12 protein-coding genes are annotated in these 12,252 nt (G+C 70.1%); 5 read left to right on the forward strand and 7 right to left on the reverse strand.

Annotated features, from left to right (window positions below; all coding sequences use genetic code 11):
• Nucleotides 1–15: 15 nt before the first annotated feature.
• Nucleotides 16–750, reverse strand: coding sequence for a Pr6Pr family membrane protein (locus ACVN90_RS00260; protein ID WP_475100161.1), 735 nt, complete (start codon nt 748–750; stop codon nt 16–18).
• A gap of 255 nt (nt 751–1,005) precedes the next feature.
• A complete protein-coding gene (locus ACVN90_RS00265; RefSeq protein WP_475100162.1) occupies nt 1,006–1,767 on the reverse strand; it encodes a Pr6Pr family membrane protein in 762 nt (253 codons plus the stop codon).
• 118 nt (nt 1,768–1,885) lie between these two features.
• Between ACVN90_RS00265 and ACVN90_RS00270 the strand changes: the two genes are divergently transcribed.
• Complete coding sequence (locus tag ACVN90_RS00270) at nt 1,886–3,232, forward strand: M20/M25/M40 family metallo-hydrolase (RefSeq protein ID WP_475100163.1); 1,347 nt, start codon at nt 1,886–1,888, stop codon at nt 3,230–3,232.
• Between the two features lie 69 nt (nt 3,233–3,301).
• Here the strand turns inward: ACVN90_RS00270 and ACVN90_RS00275 are convergent, their stop codons facing one another.
• The 3 genes from ACVN90_RS00275 to ACVN90_RS00285 all read right to left on the reverse strand — a co-directional run bounded on the left by ACVN90_RS00275 (nt 3,302) and on the right by ACVN90_RS00285 (nt 6,045).
• Nucleotides 3,302–3,694: a rhodanese-like domain-containing protein gene (locus tag ACVN90_RS00275; RefSeq protein WP_475100164.1), complete on the reverse strand. Its 393-nt coding sequence runs from the start codon at nt 3,692–3,694 to the stop codon at nt 3,302–3,304.
• 288 nt (nt 3,695–3,982) lie between these two features.
• Nucleotides 3,983–5,254, reverse strand: coding sequence for an HNH endonuclease signature motif containing protein (locus ACVN90_RS00280; protein WP_475100165.1), 1,272 nt, complete (start codon nt 5,252–5,254; stop codon nt 3,983–3,985).
• Nucleotides 5,255–5,313: 59 nt separating this feature from the next.
• Nucleotides 5,314–6,045: a nitroreductase family deazaflavin-dependent oxidoreductase gene (locus ACVN90_RS00285; protein WP_475100166.1), complete on the reverse strand. Its 732-nt coding sequence runs from the start codon at nt 6,043–6,045 to the stop codon at nt 5,314–5,316.
• Between the two features lie 63 nt (nt 6,046–6,108).
• Between ACVN90_RS00285 and ACVN90_RS00290 the strand changes: the two genes are divergently transcribed.
• The gene (locus tag ACVN90_RS00290) at nt 6,109–6,552 is read left to right on the forward strand and encodes an SRPBCC family protein (RefSeq protein ID WP_475100167.1); all 444 of its coding nucleotides are present in this window, start codon (nt 6,109–6,111) and stop codon (nt 6,550–6,552) included.
• Between the two features lie 156 nt (nt 6,553–6,708).
• Here ACVN90_RS00290 and ACVN90_RS00295 read toward each other — a convergent pair whose 3' ends face one another.
• Together ACVN90_RS00295 and ACVN90_RS00300 are read right to left on the reverse strand one after the other, a co-directional pair.
• Complete coding sequence (locus tag ACVN90_RS00295; protein WP_475100168.1) at nt 6,709–8,022, reverse strand: LLM class flavin-dependent oxidoreductase; 1,314 nt, start codon at nt 8,020–8,022, stop codon at nt 6,709–6,711.
• Nucleotides 8,019–9,095 carry an LLM class flavin-dependent oxidoreductase gene (locus ACVN90_RS00300; RefSeq protein ID WP_475100169.1) on the reverse strand — a complete coding sequence of 359 codons (1,077 nt, stop codon included), beginning with the start codon at nt 9,093–9,095 and terminating at the stop codon, nt 8,019–8,021. Before ACVN90_RS00300 ends, ACVN90_RS00295 begins: the two co-directional genes overlap by 4 nt.
• Before the next feature lie 206 nt (nt 9,096–9,301).
• On the opposite strand from ACVN90_RS00300, the gene ACVN90_RS00305 reads away from it, so the two are divergent.
• The 3 genes from ACVN90_RS00305 to ACVN90_RS00315 are packed head-to-tail and all read left to right on the forward strand — an operon-like array spanning nt 9,302 to nt 12,215.
• Entirely contained in the window at nt 9,302–10,381 is a 1,080-nt protein-coding gene (locus ACVN90_RS00305) for an amino acid ABC transporter permease (RefSeq protein ID WP_475100170.1), read from the forward strand.
• 1 nt (nt 10,382) lies between these two features.
• Nucleotides 10,383–11,174: an amino acid ABC transporter ATP-binding protein gene (locus ACVN90_RS00310; protein WP_475100171.1), complete on the forward strand. Its 792-nt coding sequence runs from the start codon at nt 10,383–10,385 to the stop codon at nt 11,172–11,174.
• A 51-nt stretch (nt 11,175–11,225) separates the two neighbouring features.
• Entirely contained in the window at nt 11,226–12,215 is a 990-nt protein-coding gene (locus ACVN90_RS00315; RefSeq protein ID WP_475100172.1) for an ABC transporter substrate-binding protein, read from the forward strand.
• Nucleotides 12,216–12,252: the final 37 nt, after the last annotated feature.

Below are 12,252 nucleotides of genomic sequence, written 5' to 3' on the forward strand. Positions count from 1 at the left end.
CGTGCTCTGCCGAGCTCAGATAGCCAGCGTGTGGCGCGCGGCCGGTGCGCCGTGGCCCGTGGCGCGCTTCTCGCGGTACCGGCCGATCAGGATGATGATCGAGCCGATCGCCAGGAACCCGACGAGGATCACCGCGATGTAGGTGAACGCCGACGAGTAGCCGCCTGCGCCGTGCGGGTCGAGGAACGGGTACGGGTACCACCACGGTGTGGTGCCGTCGGGGTTCGCGACGCGCTCGCCGCGGACCATCGTGTACGTCGTCCATGCCAGCGGGTAGCCGACCAGCACCGCGAGCGACCACCAGGGCAGCGCCCGCCGGCGCGGGGCCAGCAGCAGGTCCAGCACGAAGTAGATCGGCAGGACCACGTGCAGCACCTCGGCCGCGTACTTGTCGAGCATCGCGATCCCGGCGGAGTCGCCCAGCGCGACGGCCGACGGCAGTCCGCGCAGCAGTGCGTTGTAGACCAGCCCGAGCAGCAGCACGGGACCCGTGACCGCCGCCAGGGCCAGCGCGATGCCGAACGGCTCGCGCGAGGAGCCCGGGTGCCGCATCGCCCATGATGCGGCCGCGAACAGTGTGACGATGCTGAGCAGCGTCGACACGATCGTGAACAGGCTGAAGTAGTTCGCCAGCACATCGCCGAGGCCCTGCCCCTGGCGCGCTGCGCGGTCTACGTTGACGATGAACCCCGCAACGACTCCGGAGATCCCGGTGAGTGCCGCGGCGATTCGAAACCATGCCCAGTGCATGTCCTACCCCTTTCGACATCACGCGTAGTGCGTGTCGCTTTCTGCCCCGAGCACAGATGTACCCCCCTCGATACGGGGGTGTATCAAACCTTTGTGTCGGCAACGTGCGGAAAACGCGCGCCCGGCACCCGGCGTTGTCAGGAAGCTACAACGTGTCCACCGTTTGGTGGACAACGTCGACAAAAGCCGCGGAAATCCGGGCGTGTCCACCGTTCGGGGGACACGATTCAGCCTGTGGGAACGGCTGGTTGGACGTCAGTCCGACGCGACGGAGGAGGGGACGGATGCTGCCGCTTCGGCGTCGCGGGATGCTCCAGCGGTGGCCACTCGGCGCCGGCCCCACCACACGACGAAGGCCCCGACCGCGACGATCGCGGCCGCGATCCCGATGACGTAGAGGACCACCGAGGGCCAGCCACCGGGGTTGTTGGGGTTGAGGAACGGGTACGGGTACCAGAACGGATCGCCGCTCGCCTGGTTGGTGACGAGGGGTCCTCGGATCATCGTGTAGATCACCCAGACGATCGGAAAAGCGACCACCGCCCAGAGGGTGCGCCAGGGGAGCGCTCGGCGGAGCGGCCCGAGGAACACGTCGAGAAGCAGGAAGATCGGGCCGATCAGGTGCAGCACCTCATTCGACCACGGGATGGGCTCGCTGCCCTGCGGCAGCTCGATGCCTCGCAGCAGGGTGTTGTAGACGATGCCGGTGATGATCATGTACGTGCTGACACACGCCAGCGCGACCGCAAGACCGTGGGGCTCAGCATCCGTCTCCTGTCGGCGCCCCTTGAAGAGGTACCAGAGCGCGATCCACGCCAGCACGATCGCCGAGGAGGCGTTCGAGAGGATCGTGAAGAAGCTGAAGAAGTTCGCGATCGTCGTCGGGACGTCGCGGCCGAGCTCGATGGCCGTGCCGATCGACTTCGTCAGCTGCGCGGTGATCGCGGTGATCGTCACCGCCGCCATCGCGAATCGCAGCACCGTCCACACTGTCGCCCATCCCCGTGTGCGCGTCATGCGCTCACCATATCGACTGACCTGTGTCGCGGCGCGTCGGGGTGTGACCCCGCGTGGCGCGCGGAGGGACGCGGGAGGGAGGAGTCGGGCTAACCTCGGGCCCGGCGGAGTGACCGCCGTGCCCGAACCGAGGGAGAAGCCCGTGCCGACGCTGCTGGAGGACGAGGCGCTGCAGTTCGTGCGCGATCTCATCCGCATCGAGACCGTCAACACCGGCGTCGCCGCGACCATCGGCGACGGCGAGGCCCGCGCGGCGCGGTGGGTGCAGGAGCGCCTGGCCGAGGTCGGCGTCGAGTCGGAGTTCGTCGAGTCGCGTCCGGGCCGGGGGTCTCTCATCGCGCGCATTCCGGGGAGCGATCCTGACGCCGGCGCCCTGCTCGTGCACGCGCATCTCGACGTCGTGCCGGTCGAGGAGAAGGACTGGACGCACCCGCCGTTCGGCGCCGACATCGAGGACGGCTACCTGTACGGTCGCGGTGCCGTCGACATGAAGAACTACGCGGGGACGATCCTCGCGGTGGCGCGGCACTTCGCCCGCGAAGGGATCGTGCCGCGGCGCGACCTGGTCTTCGCGTTCCTCGCCGATGAAGAGAGCGGCGGCGTGTGGGGAGCGGGGTGGCTGGTCGAGAACCGCTCCGAACTGTTCGCCGGTGTGACCGAGGCGCTGAGCGAGGTGGGTGGATTCTCGGTGCCGCTTGCCGCCGACCCTGGCGACGACCGCCGCGCGTACCTCGTGGCGACGAGCGAGAAGGGCGTCGCGTGGTCGACCCTTCGCGCCCGCGGCCGCGCGGCGCACGGCTCGCGGCCCACCGCCGACAACAGCGTGGTGCGGCTCGCGCGTGCGGTGGCCGCCGTCGGCGAGCACCGCTTCCCGGTGGTGCGCACGCCCGCGCTGCAGCGGTTCCTCGACGTGTTCGGCGAGGCCCGGGGGCTCGCCTTCACGGACGAGTCGCTCGCCGACGACCTCGACAGCCTCGGGTTCGTGTCGTCGCTCGTCGGCGCGACGACGCGCAACACCGCGACCCCGACCGTGCTCGACGCCGGCGACAAGACGAACATCATCCCGGCCGAGGCTGCAGCACGGCTCGACATCCGCATCCTCCCGGGGCAGGACGACGCGCTGCGCGAGGGCCTGCGCGAACTCGTCGGCGACGACATCGACATCCGCGAGGGGCGCTGGTGGTCGGCGACCGAGGCGCCCGTCGACGCGCCGATCATCGACGTCTTCCAGGACGCGATCTCGGTCGACGACCCCGACGGCGTCGTCGTGCCGTACCTGCTGCCGGCCAGCACCGACAACAAGCACTTCGCGAAGCTCGGCATCCACGGCTACGGGTTCGTGCCGCTGCGGGTTCCCCGCGACTTCGACGTGTTCGCGCAGTTCCACGCCGCGGACGAGCGCATTCCGGTCGACGCGCTCCACTTCTCGGCGCGCGTGACGGAGCGGATCCTGCGAACTGCCTGACGCAATGACGGATGCTTCGACCCGCCCGCGGGGGCAGGGCCGAAGCATCCGTGATCCGGTGCCGAGTGTCTACTCGGCGGCCGGGGCCTCCGCGGTGGGTGCGCCCGACTCCTTCCACGCGGGGAAGCCGCCGTCGACGTGGGCGACGTTCGTGAAGCCCTTCGCGCGGAGCTGCTCGGCGACGGGGCCCGACCCGTTGATCGTGCCGCACACGATGACGATGTCCTGGTCCCAGTCGGTGATCTCGGCGAACTTCTCGGGTGAGTCGATGAGGAACTGCGCGTCGAGGTTGTTCCGGTCGCCGCGGATGGACCCGGGGATGACACCGTCGCGCGCCCGGCCGGCGTCGCTGCGCACGTCGATGACGAGAGCGCCCGCCGCGGCGCGCCCGGCGGCTTCTTCGGCGGTGATGAGGGGCGCGTCGAACGTGGGCTCGGCCGCGGTGTCGGTGGTGTCGGTCATGGCGGGTGATCCTCTCGGACGGACGGACGATGTCGGACGGACGGATGCCGCTCCTCGGCGTTACGCTACGGCCGGAGTGGGCCGCACCGGGCATCGCTTCGTCACATGGCGCCACGATGGTTCACACCGGGACGTACGAGAGCCAGGCGGGCGGAGCGGGTCACTCGCCGCCGAACTGTTAAGGCCTGTATCCGCTCAGCGGCTGCGCGGCGTCCTTGTCCCAGACTCTCGGACGTGGCCCTCGAGGGCGCGGCGGAACGGCACCCAGCATCGACAGCAGGGTGGCGATCAGAACGGCGCGTCGCCGTGGTCCGTCGAACGGAACACGGGCACGGTGCGCTCCGGCTTGACGAGGTACTGGCGACCGGCGGGCGACGTCCACAGGATGGCACCACCCGAACCGGGGACCTGTTCGATCGTCCAGTCGGTGTGATGTCTGACGGTGTGGTGGCCTTCGCACAGCGGCCCCAGATTCGTCAGTTCGGTGTTTCCGCCGAGGGCCCAATCGACGTTGTGGTCGATGTCGCACCGGGAGGCCGGCATCCCGCAGCCTGGCCCCATGCATCGATCCGCCCGCCACTTCACGAGCTTCGCCAGCGCCGGCGGGGGCCGGTACAGATCACGGCCGACGGAGAGGACCATTCCCGTCTCGGGGTGGGTGAGTACCCGCGTCCACCCGGGCGCGCCGCCGGCCAGCTCCCGAGCCACGGGCAGCGGGATCGGCCCGATCCCTTCGACGACCGGCGGGTCGATGCCCGCGGCCGCGCGAGAGGCGTCGGTTTCGTGCAGGAGTGCGAGCACCGGGACGGTGACGAACACCGTCGCCCGCACGCCGCGCGCCTGATCGGGATGGGCTTCGACCGAGCCGTCGATGAGCAGGTCGAGCACCACGTCGGCGCGGGCCTGGTCGAGGGTGCGCGTGTCGCCGTCGGCTGCCTTGACGATCTTCGCCATCGCGGTGGCCCGTGTGTGTGCTGCGGTGATCGCGACCATCGGACCGTAAAGGTGCAGCCACCCCATCCCGTCGTCGTCGGGCTCCACGGCGATCCGGCGCTTCGTCACGGCGCGTTCGTATCGTTCGGTGAGCGTCGCCGATCTCACGGTGTCGACGAGCGTACGGAGCTTGCGGCGGAACGTGCCCACCGCCTCCGCCTCGGCCAGCGCGAGGCCGGGCTCGAGCACCTGTGCGCGGAACTCCGGTTCGAGTTCGTTCACTGCGGCGACGAGGATCTCGGCGTGCCGCTCCGTGATGCGTGCGCGCTCCATCGACGTCAGCACTGCGGGATACGAATGCACCAACGCCTCCGCGAAGCCCAGCAGATCGCCCGCCGCATTCTCCGTGATGCGCAGCGCGGCCGCGAGTTCCAGTCGTACCCCTCGCTCCAACACCTCGGTCAGGACTCGTCCGTGGCGCGTCGCGTCGCGGAGCGCCTCGCGCCGCATCGCGTCGATACGCACCAAGCGCTGCGCGGCGAGCACCGTCATCATGTCGGCGGCTTCGACGACCAGATCGAGCTCATCAGGGAACGCCTGGTGGGGGAGCTCCGGGTCGATGAACATGCTTCGACCCTAGAACACACCTCCGACATTGAAGGAGAATCCACATGACGCAGGATCGCTCAAAAATCTGACCCTGATGACCGCCTCAGCACGATCGCCGCCGGCATCCGCGCCACGATCGCGCGGAACATCGGCTTCGCGAGATCTGCCGCCTCCGCCGGCTCGATGATGCGGGGCGACGAGGTCGAGTGGATCGCGCCCGACCAGGTGACGGCGGCGGACCCCGCCGCGACGACGTTCCGAGCCCAGTTCGTGTTCCGACCCCACGGCAGACCGATGAGGACCAGCGCCGGATCCACCGAGGGCACCACGGCGACGGGAGTCGAGTATTCCGTGCCGCTCTTGCGCCCACGATGGTGCAGCACCGCCCACAGCGGGAACCAGCGGCGTCCGGCGAGTGCGGTCGCGATCGGTTCCGTCAGCTTCACGAGAACGCGCGGCGGACCCGAACCACCCCCGAAGCCTCTCCCCGCCAGCCCCCGAAGCCCGCTTCCACCGGCGAGCACATCGCCGAAGTGAAACGAGATCGTCACGGCCATCGCGATCGCACCCGCGGCCGCTCCGACGGCTTCGCTCCGGGAACGGATGCCTCGTCGCAACAGCAGCACGCCCGCGATCGCGTTCGCCGCGCTCCACAAGACGTTCACCCGCGGCGACGACAGCCCCACACCCGGCGGCTCGGCGAACGGACTGGGAAACGGCCTCCCCTGCACGCCGCTCACCCCGTGTGGCACGGCGTTGACGAGCAACGCAGCACCGATGGCGCTCCTGACGACCGACCTGACCGACACGGGCCCACCCTACGGTCGGCACCCGCCGGCGTACCAGGGGCTGCGTGCCACCAGTATGGAGACGTGACCTCCACCTTCACGCTGGTGACCGAGACCCCGTACCCGGTCGAGGCGCTCTTCGACCTCTCGCTCGACATCGACGCGCACGTCGCGTCGATGTCTCCGTCGGCGGAGCGCGCTGTCGCCGGTGTCACCGCGGGACGGATCGGCCTGGGGGAGACGGTGACCTGGCGAGCCCGCCACTTCGGCGTCTGGTGGACCATGACCTCGCAGATCACGGCGCTCGACCGCCCGTCACGCTTCGTCGACAAGCAGGTGCGGGGGCCATTCAAGACCTTCGTCCACGAGCACCGCTTCGAGCAGCTCGCCGACGGGTCCCGCATGACCGACACCATCACGGTCGCCTCCCCGGTCTTCGGGTCCCTCGCCGAGCGCCTGGTCCTCGTCCCCTACGTGCGCCGACTCATCGCGCGGCGCAACGCGCACCTCGTCACCGCGCTCGGCTGAGCCTCGTCCACCGGATCAGGAGATCTGACCCACGCAGGACGATCCCCGTTGAATCGTCCTGCCTCCGCCTGATCTCCTGATCTCAGGAAGACGCATGGATGCTGCCCCCCCGGGCCCCTAGCCGTGGCGTGGGACCGCAGCATCCGTTATCGAATGTCAGGCCGCGAGCTCCGCCCGTTCGCCGACCTCCGGCAGGCCGAGGTTCTCCCGCAGCGTGGTGCCCACGTACTCCGTCGGGTAGATGCCTCGCTCCTGGAGCTCGGGGATGAGCCCGTCGACGATGTCGTCGAGGCCCTCCGGCACGAGGTACGGCGAGACGTTGAAGCCGTCCACCGCACCCGCGTCGACGTACTCCACGATGCGGTCGGCGATCGTCGAGTACCCGCCCACGAACGTACGCAGCGACGAGCGCTTGATGACGAACTCGCGGATCGACAGTCCCTCGGCGGCCGCGCTCTCGCGCCACTCGCTCGCCGTCTCGAGCGCGCGGCGCCCCTGGAACAGCGACCCGCGCTGCCCGTCCACCTCGTCGACGACGGGGTCGATGTCGGGGAAGGGTCCCTCGGCGTCGTACTCCGAGAGGTCGCGGCCCCAGATCGGCTCGAGGAAGCGGATCGCCGTCTGCGGCGACACCTGGGCGCGCGTGACCCACTCGGCCTTGTCGCGGGCCTCGGCATCGGTCGCCGCCAGGATGAACTGCGCGCCCGGGAAGAACTTGAGCTCGTCGAGCGAGCGACCGTGGCGGGGGAGCCGGCGACGCACATCGGCCGCGAACGCCGCAGCGTCCTCCAGGCCGGGGTGCCCCGAGAAGATGACGTCGGCGCTGGACGCCGCGAACTCACGGCCTTCGTCCGAGTCGCCCGCCTGGAACAGCACCGGCCGCCCCTGCGGGCTCGGCGGCAGCGGCGCGGGAGCATCGAACGACACCAGCTGGTCGGCGACCGAGACCGGGGTTCCGACGCCGCCCGCGCCGGCATCCCACAGCCGCTGTGCGGCGGACACGAACTGCGCCGCCCGGCGATAGCGATCGGCGTGCTCGAGGTAGCCGCCGCGGCGGAAGTTGGCGCCGGTCCAGGCGTTGTCGGTCGTGACGATGTTCCAGCCCGCGCGACCCTCGCTCAAGAGATCGAGAGAGTTCAGGCGCTTCGCCAGGTCGTACGGGTCGTTGTAGGTGGTGTTCTGCGTCGCGACGAGCCCGATGCGCTCGGTGACGGCCGCCAGCGCCGCGAGCTGCGTCTGCGCGTCGGGGCGGCCCGCGATGTCGAGGTCGTGGATGCGCCCGAAATGCTCGCGCAGCCGCAGGCCCTCGCCGAGGAAGAAGGCCGAGAACAGGCCGCGCTCGGCGGTCTGGGCGATGCGGCGGAACGACTCGAAGTCGTACTGCGAGCCGCTGCGGTCGCTCGACCAGATGGTGCCGAAGTTGACCCCCTGAAAGAACACGCCGAATTGGATGCGACGGGACGTGGTCATGCGAACTCCTTCACAGCGGTGCGGGCAGTGGTGGTGACGTAGCGGCTGACGGGGCGCTCGAGGCCGAGCGCGTCGCGCAGGGTCTCTCCGGCACGTGGCGAGCGGAAGCCGATCCGCTCCCTCAGCACCGGCAGGACCGCGCGTCCCACCTCCTCGAGATCGACATCGATTTCGGCGACGTGCAGGCGAACGCCATCGACGGATGCTGCGACCTCCGCGATCAGCGCGACCAGACCGTCCGCCCCGCCGGCGTGGCGCAGGCGCCCGGCGTCCGGCCACGCTCCGAGGGCGTCGAGACGCCGCGCCGCGGACACCCCGCGCGCATCGAGCACGACCTCGACCTCGGCCCAGACGAGTCCCGCGCCCGCGGCACGCGCGCGGGACGCAGCATCCGTGATCTCCGCCGGATCGGCACCGGTGACCAGCGCGACGTCCGCGCCGGCCGCGCCGGCCGGCGCCACCACTACGAGCTGCCCCTGCGGGGGCCGTGGCGTGATGAGGGGCCCCTTCACCGAGAAGCGCTCGCCCTCGAAGTCGACGTAGTGGAGCTTGTCGGCGTCGAGGTAGCGGCCGGTCGCCACGTCTTGGATGACGGCGTCGTCCTCCCACGAGTCCCAGAGCCGGCGGGCCACCTCGATGACGTCGTCGCGCTCGCGGGCGAGCTCGGCGTCGGTCAGCGCCTCGCGCCCGTAGGCGGCGGCCTCGCGCAGGGATCCCGAGGCCGCGGCGATCCAGCCCGCGCGTCCGTTCGAGGCCCAGTCGAGGCTCGCGAGCTGCGTCGCGACGTGGAACGGCTCGCTGTACGCGACGTGCGCGACCGGCACGAGGCCGATGGCCGAGGTGAGCGGCGCGACGTACGCGGCGCGCTGCACGGCGTCGAGCCGGGCGACCGTGTCGTCCACCGGCAGCGGTGAGTCGTCGAACGTCACGGCGGTGAAGCCGAAGCGCTCGGCGCTCGCGACGCGGGAGGCGAGCAGGCGAGGCGACAGGGCGCCTGATGCAGCGGCGCCGGAAGCGGGGTGGGCGCCGTGGGCGTCCAGCTCGAGGGCAACGGCGAACGGGTTGTCGGACATGCGGCCACGGTAGGTCGCCGCGTCCCCTCCGACCCCGACTGCGTCGCCCGATTCCGGAGTGTGACGCCGCGTTGCACACCGTCACGATCCGTGTCACTGCGCGGCCTGCGGGGTTGGGCGGCGGGCGCGGCCCGGCTCTACCTTCGGCCTACCGGCGCACCGACCTGCACTCCCCCCGAACCCGCGCCCCGACCGAGGAGCCCCTCATGACCGACACCCTCCGCCGCCAGGAAGGCGCCGCCGAAGCCGCGACGCCGACGACCGCGGCGTCGTCGCGCGTCGACCTCGGCGACCTGCGAGTGGTCCACACCCGGCACTGGTTCCGGTGGTCGATCGGCATCGTCGTGCTGTTCGTCGTCGCCCAGTTCGCGTGGTCGCTGGTGACCAACGAGAACTACGGGTGGGACGTCTTCGCGCACTACTTCCTCTCGGAGCCCGTGCTGCAGGGCGTGGGCATCACGCTGGCGCTCACCGTGATCTCGGCGACGATCGGCTTCTTCCTCGGCACGCTGCTCGCGCTCGCCCGCCTCGCGAAGTCGCCGCTGCTCAACTCGGCCGCGTGGGTGTTCATCTGGTTCTTCCGCTCGGTGCCCCTCGTGGTGCAGATCATCGTCTGGTACAACCTCGGCTACCTGTACCCGACCCTCGGCCTCGGCACCCCGTTCACGACGGACTTCTGGATCGTCGAGTTCCCGACGGTGCAGCTGATCAGCGCCTTCGCGGCCGCGATCCTCGGCCTCAGCCTCAACCAGGCGGCCTATTCGGCGGAGATCATCCGCGGCGGCCTCCTGTCGGTCGACCAGGGCCAGCTCGAGGCGGCCGCGGCACTCGGCATCCCTCCGCGCCGCCGGCTGACCCGCATCATCCTGCCGCAGGCGATGCGCTCGATCGTGCCGAACGCCACCAACGAGGTGATCGGCCTCGTCAAGGGCGCGTCGGTGGTGTTCGTGATCGCGATCCCGGAGGTCTTCTACGCCGTGCAGGTCATCTACAACCGCAACAGCCGCGTGATCCCGCTGCTCCTGGTCGCCGTGGTCTGGTACACGATCATCACCACGATCCTGAGCATCGCGCAGTACTACATCGAGCGGCACTACGCCCGCGGCACCGTGCGCGTGCTGCCGCCGACGCCCGTGCAGCTGGCGCGCCACTGGATCGCCGTGCAGTGGGCCCGCCTCGGCGACAGCGACGCTTCACCACCTCCTCTGGAGGGGACGGATGCTGCGCCCCGGACCTCTGCGGCTCAGCAGGGTTCGAGCAACGACGCGAAGTTCGGAGCGCGCTGACATGACCACCACCATCACGGAGACCCCCACGCGCGGCCTCGTGGAGATCCACAACGTCCACAAGAGCTACGGCGGCATCGAGGTGCTGCGCGGCATCGACCTGACGGTGCAGCCCGGCGAGGTCGTCGCCATCCTCGGCCCCAGCGGCTCGGGCAAGTCGACCCTGCTGCGCACCATCAACCATCTCGAGAGCGTCGACCGCGGCTCGGTCACTGTCGACGGCCAGCTGATCGGCTACGAGCTGCGCGGCGACAAGCTCTACGAGCTGCGCGAGCGCGAAGTGCTGGAGCGCCGCACGCAGATCGGCATCGTCTTCCAGAACTTCAACCTCTTCCCGCACCTGACCGCGCTCGAGAACGTCACCGAGGCGCCCGTCGCCCTCGGTCGGCTCTCAAAGGACGACGCGCGCGAGCTCGCGCTGGGCCTCCTCGACCGCGTCGGCCTCGCCGACAAGGCCGAGCACTACCCCCGGCAGCTCTCGGGCGGGCAGCAGCAGCGCGTCGCGATCGCGCGCGCCCTCGCCCTCAAGCCCAAGGTGATCCTGTTCGACGAGCCCACCAGCGCGCTGGACCCGGAGCTCGTCGGCGAGGTGCTCGACGTCATCCGCGACCTCGCCCAGCTGGGCACGACGCTCGTCATCGTCACGCACGAGGTCGGCTTCGCCCGCGAGGTCGCCGACCGCGTCGTCTTCCTCGACGGCGGCGTCGTGATCGAGCAGGGCCCGCCCTCCGAGGTGCTCGTCGCACCGAAGCACCCCCGCGTCCAGGACTTCCTCGCGAAGGTTCTGGCCTGACACCGAGATCTCGACATCGAGTCCTCCACCCGAGAAAAGGAAACACAGCACATGGCACTGAGTAAGAAGCAGGGCATCGCGATCGGTGTCGGCGCCGTCGCGGTGGCCGCGATCGTCGGCGGCATCGTCTGGGGCGTCAACCAGAACCAGCCCGCCGAGGCGGCCGCACCGGCCGAGACCACCGAGGCGAACGTCACGACCGATGAGATCCAGTGGGTCCGTCTCGACGAGCCCGTGGCCGAAGCCGTCGAGGCGCTCGAGGCGAGCGGCTTCGAGCCCGTCGAGCCGGGCAAGCTCACCGTGGCGCACTCGGCATACGTCCCGCCGCTGGGCTACATCCCCGAGGGCGAGACGAACCCCGCCGGCACCGAGCCCAACATCGGCGCCCTGATCGCGGACGCGCTCGGCCTCGAGTACAACCCGGTCGTCGTCGCCTGGGCGGACTGGCCCCTCGGCATCCAGTCGGGCAAGTACGACCTCATCACGTCGAACGTCACCGTCACCGAGGAGCGCAAGGAGCTCTACGACTTCGCGAGCTACCGCGAGGACCTGCTCGGCTTCTACGTGAAGAGCGACAGCGACATCGAGAAGATCGAGGAGGCCGCCGACATCTCGGGCCTCAAGATCGCGGTCGGCTCGGGAACGAACCAGGAGCAGGTGCTGCTCGCCTGGAACGAGGAGCTCGAGGCCGCGGGCGAGGAGCCCGCCGAACTGCAGTACTTCGACGACAACGCCGCGACAGTGCTCGCGCTGCAGTCGGGCCGCATCGACGCGACGTTCGGTCCGAACGCGACGTCGGCGTGGGCTGCCCGCGAGACCGGTGACACCAAGCTCGTCGGCCTCGTGCCCGGCGGCTGGCCCCTGACCGCGAACATCGCCGCCGCCACCGCCAAGGGCAACGGCCTCATCGAGCCGGTCGGCATCGCGCTCAACCACCTCATCGAGAACGGCCAGTACGACGAGGTCCTGAAGATCTGGGACCTCGAGTCGGAGCGCGTCGACGAGAGCCTCATCAACCCGCCGGGACTGCCCAAGTCCTGACTCCGACGGGCACAGAATCGGAGGTTGCGGACGACAC

This window comes from Microbacterium sp. F01 (assembly GCF_056156365.1).